The sequence below is a fragment of the Nitrosopumilus sp. genome (genome assembly GCA_029862745.1).
Taxonomy (GTDB): Archaea; Thermoproteota; Nitrososphaeria; order Nitrososphaerales; family Nitrosopumilaceae; genus Nitrosopumilus.
Genome location: JAOTWS010000004.1, coordinates 215,680 through 231,534 on the forward strand (window position 1 = coordinate 215,680; position 15,855 = coordinate 231,534).

The following is a 15,855-nucleotide window of genomic DNA, read 5'->3' on the forward strand; positions in this document are numbered from 1 at the left end:
AAAATATTGTTTTTCAGTTAAACTACATGTTCCAAAAACATCTTGTATTGAAGGTAGATATCTGGAGTAGAGATCAGAGTAGTTTTAAAAGATCAGAGGCATGACAGATTCTAGTTTTTGAATTATTTTCAAGGGATTGTCTTTCATAACCCCACAAATTGATTTTTTTGGAGATATACAGTGTACTAAACTCAAGGATTTTCCGGTGTTGCAATCCAAAACGGTGTGTTTCCAGTTTTTATAGAGTTGATAATTTCAAGTTTCATAGTATCTATCACTACAATTTCATTTGTTTGTGTTACTCCAACATATAGAATATTGCCATCCAAATTTGTCCTTATTCCGTGAGGACCTTTTCCTACTTTTATTTGAACAATCATTTCCTGTAACTCTGCATCAATAACACTTATCACATCACCTCCAATTCCAGAAACATAGACTCTATTTCCATCAGGGGAAACATCTATTCCATGATGACCATTACTGACTGGAATTCTTGCTATGATTTGTTGGCTTTCCAAGTTGATTACTACAACGTCATTTTTTGCAATACTTGTGACATAGAGAAGTTTTCCGTCTGGAGATACGTCCAAATTATGTGGTAGTCCTTCTAACGGAATTGAGGAAATCATTTCGAATCTCTTTGTATCTATAATTGCCACCTTGTCTTCACCTTGAAGTGTGACAAAAGCCAGATCTTTTGTGGGATGAAAAATTATATTGTGTGGGTTTTTGCCAACTGAAATTTCCGTATGGATCTTTCCCAATACAAGATCAATTACAGTAAGTGAATTTGAGGCCTCATTTGCCACAAATGCAAAATTTGCATCAGGACGAATTTTTACTCCCTTTGGTGTTTTCCCTACATGAAACTTGGCTATTTCTTCTCCTGTTTGACCATTAAATGCAAAAGCAGTATCACTTGCACTACTTGTTGCAATCACCAAAAGTCCGCTCTTTACTGTGGATACATAAGTCATTTGTTCTCCTGCAATCCAGTTGTAATTGATTGGGAAAGAAGAGACGGTATCATCCCCTTGTAATGTAAAAAATATCATTTCATTGCTTTCATCTAAATCATTTTGTAAAAATAATATTCCAATGGTACTGACTAAAATAATTCCAATTACCACACTAATGATGATTTTCATCTTTTCTGCTTTTATAGTAATTTTAAGTACATAAAATTCAATTGAATAATTTATCGTTTTCAGACATTAATCGAGAATACTTTACAATTACAAATCATAGTTAATAAATACGCTAATTAAAAATCATAGGATAGTGATTATCAGTGGAAAATGAGAATTCAATTAACAATGTCAATAACGTGGTAATGAAAAAAGTAACATTTGTTACATTACTTGTGGGACTAGTTATAATATCTTCAGTATCATCTTTTTTTGTAGGATCATACATTGCAGATTTAGATTCAGATAAAAACATGCAGTTTGATTTTAATCCTGAAATTTCAAAATTAGAATCACAGATTGAGGACAATCCAGTTGTAGCAGAGGTAAATGGTCAAGAGATAAGATTGGATGAAGTAAATGACGTCATCAAGGTAGGATTCTCTCAAGGACAAAGACTTAACAGTGCATCTGCATTGGATATGATTATTACAAAAATTTTGCTTCTTGAAGAGGCACAAAACCGTGATGTTGTAATAACTATTATAGATGCAGAAGAGAAATTGATTGCCACATACACCCAAGCCGGATTATCCAAGGAACAATTTGAAGAGAAACTAGTGGAAGCAGGAACTACATATGAGCAGGCTCTGAATGGATTTAGAGAGGAATTTATCATAAATGAAGTGCTGATTGATGAGATCTCAAAAACAGAGATTCAGGTAAGTGACGAAGAAGTAAAGATTTTCTTTGAAGAAAATAAGGATATGATTAAGGCACAAGTTGGTAACAATACTGTTTTTAACGATGTATCATCTCAAGTAAAGGTAAATCTGTTGGAGCAAAAACAGCAACAAATAGTATTAGATCTTATAAAACATCTCGAGCAAAAAATGATGATCATAATATATGAAGACATGTTACAATAAATTCAGAATTTTGCATCAATCTGGAAGAAAACAGATCATATGAAGCAAACTTGTCAATAGTCAATAAGGACATGATGTGTTAACCCCATTTACCGGATTCCATTGAAACTTGCTTGCATTCAAGACAATTAATTTCCAATTATATGTTGTAATAGCATGAGCAATAATTTTCAAAACTCATGTTAACGACTCTAGATTTTACATCCATGTAATTTTAAATCTCTACTTTCATGTCTGATAATATGATGCCAATCAAATGTCTTTTGGATATTCCCGTTTACTCTAGCATACGAAACCCCTAATTTAATTAACTTTTTCAAGATTTCAAGTCTGTTGCTTTGTTATATTTTATAATATTTTAGTTAGAAGGAAAACTGCGAAGCAAAGAAAGGAGTCTAGACAAAGAACATGAAACATACCGTTCAAACAGCATAGAATCATTTTCTTGAGAGTATATCAGAGATTGTATCTGCGGCCACATATGTTGAGATTTGTGCTAATGCAGATATTAAAATAACTAGGTGTGGTATTTTCTCAATATGAATTGTTTCACGACTTCTTTTCTATAGTCTATCCCGTGTTCTTCATTGTTATGTTGCATAAATTGTGCTACGACTTGGTCTTCATCACCATCTACTTCAAAATCACACTCAAATCCGTAATCACTACATCTTAGTTTTACTATGATGTCTCACCTAACATTGTCCCTTTATCCCAATCAAGGTTGTAGTTGAACGTATGTTATCAATTCTTCTAATCTTTGAAATAATTGTCTGTCTTAGCTCTTCAAGTCTGTCGCATTCCAAGTCTGCTAAAATATCATAAGTACCAAATACCCCGTTAACTTTTTTTACACAATCAACTATTTTTAGATCAGATATTACTTGTTTTTCAGAACCTAATTCACAGTTTATCAGAACAAATGCTTTTGACATAGTGTTCTCCTAGTTTTATCCCTCTGTTGCCATGAGGCTAAGAGTAGATCTAATTGATGGCAACGTACGAATCTTCCAAGTTATGGTTTCACGTAATGATTCAGTATCATATGAGTTTACTTCTGCTACAATATTGTAAGCCCCACAAGTTCCATGAGTTTCTTTTACCTGATTCATGGTTCTTAATGCAATGAGAGTGTCTTCTTCCTTTCCTAGATCACAACTAATCAACACAAATGCCTTTTTCACAGTATCACCAAAACCTCTTTAATCATTATTACTACAACACATCTAAGAGAAAATCATATTTTAGTGAATTCAATAGAAATAGTTACAAATTTAAGATAAATACATGAAAATTCAAACAAATTTTAATAAAAACAATTAATCTCTTTAATTTCTAGTTAGATCTAATTACACTTGAAGAAAGATGAAAGAAGATTATGCTGAATATACAAAGTGCATTGGATGTGGATCATCATTGTTACTTTGTGATTGTAATTGTCCTAAATGCGGCAGAAGAGTAAATTGCGAATGTGAGTTAATGCAAGTTCATTGGCATCCTTTAGATTATTAATTTACTATGAAATTAAAATTTCACAAAAAATGAATTTTGATTATTTTACTTTTATGCTAAAAAAACTACTAGTCAAATAGAATTAATTCTTATGAATATAGCAAGTTGATAATATACAATAAAACTTTTGATGTGTATTATGTAATAACTGGCATTACAGAAATGAATTCAAACTAGATTTTATCTTGGCATTTATCTCATTGTTAAATTGATTATGTATCAAATTTTATCCAATGTCATGCGACATTATTTTAAATGATACTTTAGAGTGTTTACTGTAGATTTAACAATTCTTGCAAGTATTTCATACATGTTCAAAGTATTTTGATCTATGAGCATGTCCTTTTGGAGTTTCCATGTTGACTCTATTTTGATTTTTGAGTTTGTGGATTTTGCTGTAACTTCCTCAGGTATTGTTGGAGAATATCTTGAGACAATAATTGTTCTTTCTTTTAGTAAACATTTCATCATTAACTGTTTCAATTTTTGATCTGAATGCAATGCATCAGATACATTATCTCGCACCAATCCCGGCGGCAGGGTAGTTAGTTTCTGATAACCATTCCAGGCAAAACTTTCAACTTCTGAATGCAATAATCCTTTTTTAATTGTTGTAAGCGTTCCCATATCAAATGGTCCTAATTTTATTGATTCTGGAAATGAAAGAAAGAATCGCATCTTATACCAAGAATGAATGTGAACCCCCATTCCGACATGGCCGCCTACAGCAAAATCACATTTTGCATATTCTTGCTTCTTGATGATATGTAGATAATCGATAGGGAAATTCTCTAGTTTCAATGTTCCTGCAGTACCTATTCCATTTTTTCCATCCATGAAATGCACGTCTTTGTAGTCTAGCTCAAAATCTAGTTTCTCATCAACTATTGATGATTTTAATCCCAAACTTTCAAAATGCTTCTGAATTTTTTCCAATATTGGATCAGTCATTAGCAATAAAGTCATCAATTATTATTACAATTAGATGAATATAACATGGATTATAGAAATACTTTATATCCATAAAGACTTTTATAATTTTCTTAAATATTTATTTAGTTAATTAGTAACATGGATTTGGATGAAACAAATACAAACTCTAAAACATTTGTTTGTGGATGCATGACAATTTCTAAAGAACCAGTAGTATTGACAGTCTTAGTGTTATTGTAACTTGCATGTTAGACATGAATTAGAATTGTTTACATCAAAAGATCAATTACTGTTATTTCAATTATTATTGCACTTTGGTCACATGAGGAATATCCTTCTTTGTCTGTGATATATTTTTGAGCCACAGTTATACTAACAATACAAAAATTATGAGTAATCATCTGAAAACCCAACACAAGATCCACTGACCTTGTCCATTGATCATTTTTCCCCGTACCAACGTTTTCGTTCAGTTGACTACTACCGTCGTTAGATGTAACAACATGAAATAAAAATTATATTGTAGCAAAAATGAATATTCGTTTACTTTTTTTACAAAAAATAAATCAATTTGATAATTTCTTTAATTTATTAATTGAAGTATCTTGGCAATTATTTTATCATGATCTACTTCAACTTCTACACTCACTACAAGTATGTAGTGAGTATTTAATGGAAAAGTAATCCTTTTGACTTTTTTATATTCTGTAATAGAATATTTCCCAGGACCAAAGAAAGGATAAAGCGATGCTCGGGTTTTCCAGCGTGAAATGGTATTGTGGATGGACTTTGTTATTTCTTCAAGAGGAAGATATGCTTTAATGCCATTGCGCATTCCTCCGGCCAATAATTCACCATTATGATGATAAACAAAAACTCCTCTAATTTGTGGCTCTATACCTAAAATCAAAGAACATAATTTAGAATAATCCAATAGTATGTAGTAAGTCGTCATAGATTGTAAATTTTTTGTTGACTATAAACAAAGTCAAGATCTAGCGAGAGATCAGGTAAGGCATTTTATCTTTGATATCAGGAGTAGGATTTGAGCACTGACCGCACTTTGGACGAATGATCTCTGCATCATAATCAACTTCACCAATTGCTTTTCCACAGCCTACACATGAAATTGATCTTGTATCGTATATGTTTAATCTAAAACTAGTATTGGTTATATCCTCAATAAAGTAGAGCAATACAATAATGAAAACTTGTCAGATTTTGTAACATTAAATCAAACAAGTTTTTTGTTTTGATACAGTCATGTTTATTGTTGATTCTGTCTCTAAGAAATTATGAAATTTTTTAGAATCTGTAAATTGCCTAAATTTTGACATTTACCTTCTTTGAAAACATATTCCTGTGAAAAAGATATACATCATTTGTTGTAGGATAGCCCAATTTCTTGGTTAATCTCATCATATGCACTTATCATACAATGGTACACCTTCATGATTCTTCGATTAAAATCCTCATCTGTCACGTTTTCCTTAACCATGTGCTCACCCATCATCTGCACATATTTTTTATGAAGTGACTTTGCCTCGTTTATTTTTCTGTGCAATTCTCCATCCATCAATAATTATGATGTCTCTTTTGGTAAATAACAATTTCAGAACAATTTAAAAAACAAATGATTACCATCTTGGATTTGGAAAATTACTACGTATTATTTTTCTACTCTTAGTGTAATTATGATTCAGAAATTAATTTCCGAAATTAATGAACAATGAAATCTCGGAATAATTATTTATGATGACGTGCATACTTTGTTATGGATCAAGAATCATCAAAGAAAATTGATGAAATAATATTTGAAACTAACGACAAAATTAATGCCATTGTAGAAGAAATAAGATTGATTAGGTTTTCAAAGATGAAAGAGAAAGAGAGTAAATATGATGAATTACGAAAAGAATTTGAAAAGATTATGTCTTTAGAAGAAAAAAAGGTTAATGAAGTAATGAAAAACTCTTCTCCATCAGTGTCATGAAAGCTTCAGGGATTAGAGCCAAAGATTGCCATACCTTGATCAATTTCTGCAAGAATTGACAATACTCACACCTTGACGCATGATATCAATAATAGAATTTAATATAGACGGAATCAATCCTGAACGTTTGTTTGAAAGAAATGAATCGTTGAACAGGCTATTTCATCAGAAAAGTATCAGAGTGAGACCAAACAATGTTTGGCCAATATCACAATACTGGCATTGCTCACTCTGTAACGTTTACTGCACAATGGAATTTAACATCTATGGAGAAGATTCCGTAAATTTGTTTGGTGATATTGGCATTTTCTTAAATTCTGCAATGTCACATAAGAAGATGATCTGGATTTTCATGATTTTAGAATAATCAATAGAAGAGAGAGATTTTTCAACTACGGATAATGAAGACTACACCGATACTTGTTGTTCAAAAACTTTATTATCTTTTCATCAAGTCAGTTTATCAGTGAAAATAACGAAAACAATGACATTCTTTTCAATAATACTTACAGTGACTATTGCAAGCTTAATTATGGCAGTCCCATTTGCTTCTGCAGAAACCATGGTAAGCGTACCTCTAGGATCTTCACTTAGAGGATGTGAGGTTATAAACACATGTTACATTCCTTACGAAGTAAAAGTAGCAGTTGGCGAGACAGTAACCTGGTCAAATAATGACAATGAACCACATACAGTGACTGCAGGTAGTGCAGCTGGTGGGCCTTCTGGTGAATTTGATTCCAGTTTGTTTATGACTAGAACAACATTTTCTCATACATTTGAGAAAGAAGGAAAATTCAACTACTTTTGCATGGTTCATCCATGGATGGATGGAGTTGTAACAGTGGTAGCAGCAGGAGCAACAGTAAATCAAGGAGAACCCATAGTAGAACCTACAGTAAATCAAGGAGAAGCAATGATGGGAGAATCCACAGTAACAGGAATGCTCTCTGATGGTACAAAGATTTTAGCTTGGACTACAACACCAACAGTAGGTGAAAAGATGGAGATTGGTATTGAGTTTGAAGGTGCAGATCATGTTAATTATGATATTAAGGTGACACAGAATGGCAATACAGTATTAGAAAATATTGGCACATATCACCAGGATGGCAAAGGCAAGCACAGTACAACACCATTAGATTCTTCTGATCCAGTAGATATTACAATTGTCTTTCAGGGTTTTGGCATAGATGAGAAAGCAGGACCAATAGGTGAAAACGTGATATTCTCAAATGTTGTTCCAGAGTTTGGAGCCATTGCAATGATGATTCTAGCTGTTGCAATCATATCTATAATTGCAATGTCTGCAAAGTCAAGACTATCTATAATGCCAAGAGTGTAGTAACAAATCAATTTTTTCTTTGTATTTTTGTATAATTTTAATTGGTTTCTTGTTATAATGATACGCAGCAAAATGTAAAACAGAAATGATCCCTGCAATAACCGAACTGGCGGAAATATCCAATCATATAATTAATTCTTTCAAACAGAAACGGCATCAACAATACAAAAGATGTTTCAATAGATAGTTGAATAAGGACAGATAATTTAGTGCTAAATTTATCATAGAGATTTCTAAGTATCAGATTGGACTTAAGATTTACAATTAGATGTCTGTTTTGTATGACAGCATATTCTAGATTATTTTCTAATAATTTCATCGAAGGATATGACCCAAATTGTAGTGATTCAGTAACTTGACCTCATTCTGAATTTAGCTTCAATAATTGAGGCTCATCTGAGTGCTTGAAAATCGAAAATAGTGTATTCTGAATAGACACCGTATTTTACGGTGTCAGGATGTATGTAGACCTGATTTTATATCAAAATTATCTGAATTTACATGAAATACCTAATATCTTATGAAATGGTCTTAAATGTTACTTATTGACGCCTGTACGACCCACATATTTCCATTCATTTGATTCTCATCAGAACTTAACAGATTTACAAAATCTAACTTTATGATATAATACAGACTGGAATTGTGATCTTTACCTTGCGTAAAATATTGATATCATTCTGGAGAATAATTAATTACACTTGTAGGATCACAGATTTTGTAAGTGCACAAGTTACCAATAGATAGATTCTTTCCAAGATTCCGCATGTTGTCTTTAAATTGCAGACACCTGTTGTACTTCTTCCCAAGATTGTGAGTTGTTGGATTGAGTCATGTTAGTGTAATTACAAATTTTGTATAAAAAATTCAGAAATGATTTGTTCAGAAAAATAATCAATGTAATTGTATTAAAATCAAAACGATATCGAAACGTAGGTTATTGTGATATAAGAAACTAAACTATAACAAAACGATTAGGTTATTGTGATATAAGAAACCATACCGCAAATGTTTGAACATGTTACAATAATAATAGCATAGGAATTGGGCCAAAGTTTGTCCAATCCCATATGTCATGGTCTGTCTGTCGGTTGGTCGGTTAAACGGTTAGATAATGACTCTTCCCGTATGAATTCCATTGTTAATTTATAATCACATTATTTAGATCTCACTGCTAATTTGTACCAGTAATTGATTCATCAACCTTTTATACTAATTATGTAATCATTACAAAATGCAAAAAAGAAAAAAATATCAAGTAGTTGAAATGCAAGACGATAGAGTAGTTCTGATGGAAGTTGGTGCATGGGAAACTGACTTTACAAAAAGGAAGATTATTGATTTATAGAATTAGATTTTGTTTTATAGTGATAAATTGTCAGCATTATCTAAATACAATTATTTTAAAATAATGTTGCACTAGTCTTCACAGGATCTGTCACCAAAATTACTAGCGCTAGTTTTTGGTCTTAAGATCCAAAATTACAATTTTCTATCATCGATCTTTTTTACGGATATTGTGATTTTGTTTTCAGTGCTACATGATGTTTTTAATATTTCAGATTTTTTTATTTTCTTTTACTTTGTATTGTCATCTAGATGGATTATGCCAAACATATTTTCTTCAATATCTGAGCATATTGCCAAATAACCTACTTGTGGGATTTTCTCTTTTGGCATAATTATCTTTCCGCCTTCGGATTTTATTTTATTTGAGAACTCATCAACTGATGACACTTCCATATAGTTTATGATGCCATATGCCTGACCAGGCATCTTTTTCATCAATCCACCATTAATTCCAGGCTGCTTGTCATCTCCAGTCTTTGTCATCCAGTATTCCATCGGTCCACCCCATTTGTCAAATTTTCATCCAAACACATTACTGTAAAATTTCTGTGTTTTTGCAGGATCATTTGTTGCAATCTCAAAATGAGTTACTCTTGGCATAAAATTGCTATTTTATACAAACTATTTAAAATGAAATAAATGAAACAAATTTAGTCTTGTTTTGTGCCTGCAAAAGGTAGGTCAGCATCCTTGGCAGGTAGTCTTTGCAATAATATCTCCCATTAATATTTGGGTATTTTACAGGATCAAAAAAACTCCAAAGATATGTTTTGTATGTCATTATTCCTTCAGTTTTGATTGTTTTAAGACTGTCATTAATTGGATATTATGAAATGACATTGATTGATCCTTTTGGTGGGCAGATGAGTTCAGATACAGTCATGCCTACACCTCCTTACATGACTCCAATTAAACCACAAGTGACAAAGTCTGACACCATACCATACAATGTTATTGGCATTACATCATCAGTGACATTGACTATATTCTCAATTTACTTGATGATTAAATGGGCAAGAGATTGGAACAAGAAATTTACAAATAATTAATTCACTAGTTCTCTCTGTACTTTCTATACACTACATATTCAATTAAAATAATTAAAGACAATCCCAACAACACTAATCTATTCTATGAATAGACCTTCAGATAACAAATTTTCAGCTTTACTATTTGGTGGATTAATTGTATGATCATCTATTTCAGGTAATGTGGTTTTTGTAGTTCCATCCTAAATGTTTTCACCAGAAATTACTAATTTACCAGTAAGATACTCTTGTGGAACTGGAATGACACATGTATCATGAGATATAATTTTAAAACATTCAGGTAAATCACCAAAACTAATTGTAATGTCATTAATTTTTAGTGAATTGATTATTCCAAAATTAGGATCATGGTTATACAATAATACTTTAAGATTTGCGGAGTTCTACTTGTAGGAGTTTTTCCCAAAGAATTAATGTATAATTGATTTGGAATGATGAGTTTGAGAAATGTATACAGCGCGTTTTTGTATTTTCTTGCAGTCACTTGACTTCTAATTGAATCTAAAAATAATTGATATGGTTCGTTACGTATGTTTATCTTCTCAAAAGGTATCTCCATTTGCATAATAATATTATTACTACAAGTGGATCCTATTTTAGGACTGTAGATGGTAGTGGGCCCGAAGGTTCCCGTTTTCTCCAGTATTCGAAACCCCTAATCTAATTAACTTTTTCAAGATTTCAAGTCTGTTACGTTGTTATATTTTATAATGTTTTAGTTAGAAAGAAAACTGTGGAGCAGAGAAAGAAGACCTAACAAAAGACCTAGGACATATCATACAAACAACATGAAGAATTATGTACAGTTTAAGGAAAGGCCTGAAAAGTTTGCAAAATACCTCAAAGATGAGAAAGGAGTCGACATTACTGGAAACTCTAGAATTGGGAATGCATTCTTGATTTTTGGTGTAGTGATGATTGCAATCTTTGGTGGATTGTGGTTGTATAACTATTACAAAAATGGAAACGACAATAACACAGTAAACAGATACTGATGTTGGAAAAGCAGTTAGAACTAGCTGCTTTTCTGATATTTTTTATCAATTCGGTGGAATGAACTATCAATTCGGAGACAGCGATTATCAATTCGGTATCAATTCGGAGATTTTGTTGAAACTTTTCCGAAACTACCGATAAATTGCCGATAGAAAGTCTGATCGTAGTTGATAATTTTGAAAAGTTTTTTCACATTTAGACAATAATCTTCAAAAAAAATCATAAAAAGTAACGAAAAACACTTTATGAGACATTACGCCCCTTTATATGACAGACTGATCCATCTAAGGTAGAATGATTTTTGGAATACTGTTCAATTCACAGCCGTACGGCTTCATCTCTCTGGGCTCAATTAATGAATGATTATACGTGTACATGTGATTGCGGTTGCAAGAATACGTCCGGCGAATATCTCTGTCATGATTGTTTAATTGGCCTGTGCAAGACTGCTGAAATTAAAAAAATGGTGATTGCATAGATGAGGCCAAGGTACAGGCGAACGTACTATTCGTTTTATCTTTCCAGCGCGGTTTCAATAATTGCCCTCACATGGGGATTTTCATTATGACCATAAAAGAAGAAATTGTATTTGAGGACAATTTTTCAGTGTTAGATGACAGTATTGATAATTCTAATAGAGCCATGAATCCCTCAGATTATCTAGTTGCATTTTCTGGACAAACCAAAAGTTATTGTGTTGGACTAGTTGACATGGTAGGATCTACAAAGATTGCAGCCACTATTGGAAATGAAAAGATCCCAAGGTACTACCAAATATTTCTAAACTCCATGGCAAAGATTCTGACCAGGTTTGGCGGTTTTGTGATAAAAAATGTTGGGGATTGCCTGATATACTATTTTCCAGAGTCATCAAAATCAACTAGAAAATATGGATTCATGTCATGTATAGAGTGCAGTCTTGCAATGCTTGAATACCATGATAAAATATGCGAAAGACTGGCCAGAGAAGGATTACCTCCTGTGAATTATAGAATCAGTGCTGATTACGGATCTGTAGTTTTGATGAAGTCAAACACTTCTGAATCCTTAGATATGATTGGATCGCCTGTAAACATGTGCTCAAAGATAAACTATGCTGCCACAAAAAATTGTTCCGTGATAGGAGGGGATCTTTATCGCATGGTAAAAAAATTTGATGATTACAAATTCAAGGAAGTAAAAGGATTCTCAATTGGATTGAAGTATTCATACCCTGTATATGAGATTCAAAGGAAATGATTTTGATATCAGACATATTTCAACTTGGACAATATATGATGTGATAAGGATGGAAACTTTGACAGATGCTCAATTAACGACAGATAGAGTTTATCTTAAATTAATGGGTGTTTATTATTGATAATAGATACCGAGAACAAGGATGTGGGAAATGGTGATACTGTCTCATCATTTCATTCTGAAGAGATTAAAAGGTATTTAGATAATGGGAACATGGAATCTTGGTATTACACACATGAAAATTATGCAAATCCGATTCTGCAAAGGAAAGTTTAGTTATTAATTTTTTGTATAATTTCTTTTGTATTGATTATTCTTTACTTTGTTTTGCTAAAAAATCCATAAACAATTCCCCTCCCGGATTGATAAATCCAGATACCGGAATGATAGAAAATTCTACCGGAATGTTGGAAGAGAATACCGGAATGATAAATGAAACTAATGATGCAAAATACACTATAAATTGAAGAAGAAAGCGGAGCAAGGAAAGGGGACCTGACAAAAACCCTAGGGTGTATCGTGCAAGCAGTATGAGAAATTTGAGTCAGTTTAATGCAAGACCCGAAGAGTTCACAAAATATCTTAAGGATGAAAAAGGTCTTGACCTTACTGGAAATTTTAACATTGTAAAGTTGATGGCAGTATTTACAGGATTAGTATTTGCAGGACTTGGCGGATGGTGGTTACACAATTATTTTAAAATCAAAAAGAGTGTAAACTACAGACACTGACATTAGAAAAATAGTTAGAAATGACTACTCCAATATTTTTTTATTTATTTGACTTAAACAACTATCAATTCGGTGATGTAACTTATCAATTCGGTTTCGGAGATTATCAATTAGGAGTAATAATTTATCAATTCGGTAAAATGTTCCGAAAGTTTGAACGATTATGCCTATCTTTTCGGTATCAATTTGGTGTTAATTTATCAATTCGATATATCAAGAAAGAATCTACCAAACTTGAAGAGTACAGTATTGTCGGCATAGATGATAGAGGTATATGAAATATCTCGATCTTAGAGAAGGGATTTAGAGATAACGATACTCCATTTCAAAAAAGGAGATTCTAGATAATATATTAAAGAAGAAAAACATAAAATTGTATCAAATGAAATCATTGCTTCTATTATCGCTACTTATCTTAGGAATACTTTCAATTTCACAAAGTTCATTTTTCATCAATGATGTATTTGCCCAATCGGACCAAGTTATTCCTCCACACCACCAAATGCGTATGATCAATAATCCCAGCCAGGTAATGTGCAGCCCAGACATGGTCTTAATGATGCAAGACTCTAATGGAATGCCCACTTGTGTCACTCCCCAGAGTTATCTTAGATTGGCAGATAGAGGATGGGGCAATTTTGATTGGGATTTGCTTTCACAACATCCACACCAAATGCAAGGAGTAATGACTAACATGATGAATAATCCCCAGATGTGGCAACACATGACTGCCCATCCTCACATGACAGACATGATGCAAAGACATGGAATGATGGGACATGGAATGAGTCAAGGCATGATGATGGGTGGTGGTGGACCCAGTAGTTGTCCTATGTGTCCTACAGGCGAACCATCTACAGAGTCTCAGATTCCTCAGACAACATCTTGTCCATGGTGCCCAGTTGGTAACCAATGGATGATGCACAATCCACAACACATGCAGAACATGATGAACCAAATGATTGATGATCCTCAATTGCGACAACAAATGGTAGATACCATGTTGGAAATGCAGCAGAAACAAACTCAAAAACAAAAAACCATTCAAAGTACTGCTACAGGAGATGAAAATACAAAGTCATTTGATGTAACTGCATTTCAGTGGGGGTTTGAGCCACAGTTTATCAAAGTTGATCAAGGAGACAGAGTAATTCTAAAAATTACCAGCATTGATGTGACTCATGGATTTGCACTAGATGAATTTGGCATTAATGAGCCTTTGAGTGTAGGAAAGACTGCAACAGTTGACTTTGTTGCAGACAAGGTTGGAACATTTGGATTTTACTGTTCGATAATGTGCGGAGCAGGACACAATGAACAGAAAGGATTTCTTATTGTGAATGATCCTAGTCAACCCGAACCAGAGCCAACTAGAATAGATGCTCCAAGATCTCAGACAGAAATAATCCTTGATGGAAATAGTGACGATTGGAATGATGTACCTGAAAGCATGTTCATGACAGTATTTGATGATGAAGGCAGAAAAATCAATGTCAAGGCTCAGACTTTTGATGGCAACCTCTATCTTTTGATGCGATGGCAAGACAACGATGCAAACAACGATGAGTCTACTCCATCTGATAGAATATCAGTAGGATTCGACATTTCAGGGGATTCCGATATTGCAATGGGAGCAGCAGGAGTACCTCATGTCAAGGTTGCCCAGAGAACCATAGGTGAAGGAGTTGTCGATATATGGCATTGGAAGGCATATGACACACATACAGAATCATATGATAAAATTGATGATGAGTTTGCAGGACCATTTGAGCAGCTAAAAGAGCACTATTACAGAGATGATGATGACAAATATGGAGGAAACAACGAAGTATCTTCTGCCTCATCTTATAATGAAATTACAAAAGAATGGATAGTTGAGGTCTCAAGACCACTTGAGACCTCAGATGTGAATGTAGATAATTTTGGCCCAATAGACAAACAGTTCAATCTAGGTGAAAGATACAAGATTGCATTTGCCGTGTGGGATGGGGGTAAAGGAGAGATTGGTGGAATGCATAAGGCAACTGACTGGGGAATTTTAGTTTTAGATAAATAACGACAACAAAAATAATTTGAATCTTGTTTATTTTGTAAATTAATTGTATTTTGGATCTTAAGACCAAGAACGTTTGGTATCTTGGTGACAGATCCTATGAAGACATCTTCAATCTTGCAGAAATAGTATTTAGATCATTCTGAGGAATCATACGTTCTTCTTTTATTCAGGTTTTACAATATTGTATCATGAGCAATCAAGATAATCAAAATGAATCAAGTTGGGAAGAAGTTCAAGGACTGTCCTGGATTTTTTACGAGGATTAAACCGTCCTCTAATTTTTTGTTCCAAAGAACATCTAAAATGTAAAATTTGAATTTCAGATTAGATCATCCAAAGTTTGTTATTTCATCATTCCTAAAGGCAATTTCCAACCTCTGTTAGAATATAGATTATTGATGGTCAAGATTTATTTTTTCAATAATGTCATATTTCATTTGCTTAAAAGCAGGTCTTGAATACTGTAGAATATGGGCCCGAAGGGCTTCGATCCCTTGGCTCACCGGTTATGAGCCGGTTACTCTACCAAGCTGAGTTACGGGCCCTAAGCAGATTAATTTTTTCTTAGGTATAAAATGTTATGAGATTAACA

General features: G+C 33.1%; 19 protein-coding genes and 1 tRNA gene. 8 read left to right on the top strand and 12 right to left on the bottom strand.

All coding sequences use genetic code 11. The annotated features are described in order from the left end of the window. Window positions 1-191 precede the first annotated feature (191 nt). Window positions 192-1,151: a beta-propeller fold lactonase family protein gene (locus OEM44_06130; GenBank protein MDH3516376.1), complete on the bottom strand. Its 960-nt coding sequence runs from the start codon at window positions 1,149-1,151 to the stop codon at window positions 192-194. A gap of 143 nt (window positions 1,152-1,294) precedes the next feature. Between OEM44_06130 and OEM44_06135 the strand changes: the two genes are divergently transcribed. Then, window positions 1,295-2,059, top strand: a complete 765-nt coding sequence (locus OEM44_06135) for a hypothetical protein (protein ID MDH3516377.1) — start codon at window positions 1,295-1,297, stop codon at window positions 2,057-2,059. Between the two features lie 517 nt (window positions 2,060-2,576). Here the strand turns inward: OEM44_06135 and OEM44_06140 are convergent. The 8 genes from OEM44_06140 to OEM44_06175 all read right to left on the bottom strand — a co-directional run bounded on the left by OEM44_06140 (window position 2,577) and on the right by OEM44_06175 (window position 6,080). Next, window positions 2,577-2,744: a DUF1059 domain-containing protein gene (locus OEM44_06140; protein MDH3516378.1), complete on the bottom strand. Its 168-nt coding sequence runs from the start codon at window positions 2,742-2,744 to the stop codon at window positions 2,577-2,579. Window positions 2,745-2,754: 10 nt separating this feature from the next. Next, window positions 2,755-2,994 carry an Lrp/AsnC ligand binding domain-containing protein gene (locus OEM44_06145; protein MDH3516379.1) on the bottom strand — a complete coding sequence of 80 codons (240 nt, stop codon included), beginning with the start codon at window positions 2,992-2,994 and terminating at the stop codon, window positions 2,755-2,757. A gap of 15 nt (window positions 2,995-3,009) precedes the next feature. Further along, window positions 3,010-3,243: an Lrp/AsnC ligand binding domain-containing protein gene (locus tag OEM44_06150; protein MDH3516380.1), complete on the bottom strand. Its 234-nt coding sequence runs from the start codon at window positions 3,241-3,243 to the stop codon at window positions 3,010-3,012. A gap of 574 nt (window positions 3,244-3,817) precedes the next feature. After that, window positions 3,818-4,537 (bottom strand): hypothetical protein, encoded by a 720-nt coding sequence (locus OEM44_06155; protein ID MDH3516381.1) that lies wholly within the window; start codon window positions 4,535-4,537, stop codon window positions 3,818-3,820. 236 nt (window positions 4,538-4,773) lie between these two features. Further along, window positions 4,774-4,920, bottom strand: coding sequence for a hypothetical protein (locus OEM44_06160; GenBank protein ID MDH3516382.1), 147 nt, complete (start codon window positions 4,918-4,920; stop codon window positions 4,774-4,776). 167 nt (window positions 4,921-5,087) lie between these two features. Then, the gene (locus OEM44_06165; protein ID MDH3516383.1) at window positions 5,088-5,459 is read right to left on the bottom strand and encodes a hypothetical protein; all 372 of its coding nucleotides are present in this window, start codon (window positions 5,457-5,459) and stop codon (window positions 5,088-5,090) included. Between the two features lie 40 nt (window positions 5,460-5,499). Next, on the bottom strand, window positions 5,500-5,700 hold the full coding sequence (locus tag OEM44_06170) for a hypothetical protein (protein ID MDH3516384.1): 201 nt from the start codon (window positions 5,698-5,700) through the stop codon (window positions 5,500-5,502). A 182-nt stretch (window positions 5,701-5,882) separates the two neighbouring features. Next, window positions 5,883-6,080, bottom strand: a complete 198-nt coding sequence (locus OEM44_06175) for a hypothetical protein (GenBank protein MDH3516385.1) — start codon at window positions 6,078-6,080, stop codon at window positions 5,883-5,885. A gap of 198 nt (window positions 6,081-6,278) precedes the next feature. On the opposite strand from OEM44_06175, the gene OEM44_06180 reads away from it, so the two are divergent. Both OEM44_06180 and OEM44_06185 read left to right on the top strand, forming a co-directional pair. Continuing rightward, window positions 6,279-6,497 (top strand): hypothetical protein, encoded by a 219-nt coding sequence (locus OEM44_06180; protein MDH3516386.1) that lies wholly within the window; start codon window positions 6,279-6,281, stop codon window positions 6,495-6,497. Window positions 6,498-6,963: 466 nt separating this feature from the next. After that, window positions 6,964-7,842 (top strand): PEFG-CTERM sorting domain-containing protein, encoded by an 879-nt coding sequence (locus OEM44_06185; GenBank protein ID MDH3516387.1) that lies wholly within the window; start codon window positions 6,964-6,966, stop codon window positions 7,840-7,842. A gap of 1,578 nt (window positions 7,843-9,420) precedes the next feature. Here the strand turns inward: OEM44_06185 and OEM44_06190 are convergent. Further along, the gene (locus OEM44_06190) at window positions 9,421-9,687 is read right to left on the bottom strand and encodes a VOC family protein (GenBank protein MDH3516388.1); all 267 of its coding nucleotides are present in this window, start codon (window positions 9,685-9,687) and stop codon (window positions 9,421-9,423) included. A 338-nt stretch (window positions 9,688-10,025) separates the two neighbouring features. Between OEM44_06190 and OEM44_06195 the strand changes: the two genes are divergently transcribed. Continuing rightward, the gene (locus OEM44_06195; protein ID MDH3516389.1) at window positions 10,026-10,241 is read left to right on the top strand and encodes a hypothetical protein; all 216 of its coding nucleotides are present in this window, start codon (window positions 10,026-10,028) and stop codon (window positions 10,239-10,241) included. 182 nt (window positions 10,242-10,423) lie between these two features. Here the strand turns inward: OEM44_06195 and OEM44_06200 are convergent, their stop codons facing one another. Then, a complete protein-coding gene (locus OEM44_06200) occupies window positions 10,424-10,600 on the bottom strand; it encodes a hypothetical protein (GenBank protein MDH3516390.1) in 177 nt (58 codons plus the stop codon). A gap of 429 nt (window positions 10,601-11,029) precedes the next feature. Here OEM44_06200 and OEM44_06205 point away from each other — a divergent pair, with 429 nt between their 5' ends. From OEM44_06205 to OEM44_06220, 4 genes are all read left to right on the top strand, one after another. Beyond that, the gene (locus tag OEM44_06205; GenBank protein ID MDH3516391.1) at window positions 11,030-11,236 is read left to right on the top strand and encodes a hypothetical protein; all 207 of its coding nucleotides are present in this window, start codon (window positions 11,030-11,032) and stop codon (window positions 11,234-11,236) included. A gap of 565 nt (window positions 11,237-11,801) precedes the next feature. Further along, window positions 11,802-12,476: an adenylate/guanylate cyclase domain-containing protein gene (locus OEM44_06210; GenBank protein ID MDH3516392.1), complete on the top strand. Its 675-nt coding sequence runs from the start codon at window positions 11,802-11,804 to the stop codon at window positions 12,474-12,476. 539 nt (window positions 12,477-13,015) lie between these two features. Next, window positions 13,016-13,207, top strand: coding sequence for a hypothetical protein (locus tag OEM44_06215; GenBank protein MDH3516393.1), 192 nt, complete (start codon window positions 13,016-13,018; stop codon window positions 13,205-13,207). Between the two features lie 382 nt (window positions 13,208-13,589). After that, entirely contained in the window at window positions 13,590-15,263 is a 1,674-nt protein-coding gene (locus tag OEM44_06220) for an ethylbenzene dehydrogenase-related protein (protein MDH3516394.1), read from the top strand. A gap of 471 nt (window positions 15,264-15,734) precedes the next feature. Here the strand turns inward: OEM44_06220 and OEM44_06225 are convergent. Then, a tRNA-Ile gene (locus OEM44_06225) sits at window positions 15,735-15,808 on the bottom strand. Window positions 15,809-15,855: the final 47 nt, after the last annotated feature.

Bases quoted from the DNA above. Each gene is read 5' to 3' on its own strand.
- OEM44_06175 (MDH3516385.1), bottom strand. From the start codon at position 6,080: ATGGATGGAGAATTGCACAGAAAAATAAACGAGGCAAAGTCACTTCAT.
- OEM44_06145 (MDH3516379.1), bottom strand. From the start codon at position 2,994: ATGTCAAAAGCATTTGTTCTGATAAACTGTGAATTAGGTTCTGAAAAA.
- OEM44_06180 (MDH3516386.1), top strand. From the start codon at position 6,279: ATGGATCAAGAATCATCAAAGAAAATTGATGAAATAATATTTGAAACT.
- OEM44_06195 (MDH3516389.1), top strand. From the start codon at position 10,026: ATGACATTGATTGATCCTTTTGGTGGGCAGATGAGTTCAGATACAGTC.
- OEM44_06220 (MDH3516394.1), top strand. From the start codon at position 13,590: ATGAAATCATTGCTTCTATTATCGCTACTTATCTTAGGAATACTTTCA.
- OEM44_06190 (MDH3516388.1), bottom strand. From the start codon at position 9,687: ATGGAATACTGGATGACAAAGACTGGAGATGACAAGCAGCCTGGAATT.
- OEM44_06130 (MDH3516376.1), bottom strand. From the start codon at position 1,151: ATGAAAATCATCATTAGTGTGGTAATTGGAATTATTTTAGTCAGTACC.
- OEM44_06155 (MDH3516381.1), bottom strand. From the start codon at position 4,537: ATGACTTTATTGCTAATGACTGATCCAATATTGGAAAAAATTCAGAAG.
- OEM44_06205 (MDH3516391.1), top strand. From the start codon at position 11,030: ATGAAGAATTATGTACAGTTTAAGGAAAGGCCTGAAAAGTTTGCAAAA.
- OEM44_06165 (MDH3516383.1), bottom strand. From the start codon at position 5,459: ATGACGACTTACTACATACTATTGGATTATTCTAAATTATGTTCTTTG.
- OEM44_06210 (MDH3516392.1), top strand. From the start codon at position 11,802: ATGACCATAAAAGAAGAAATTGTATTTGAGGACAATTTTTCAGTGTTA.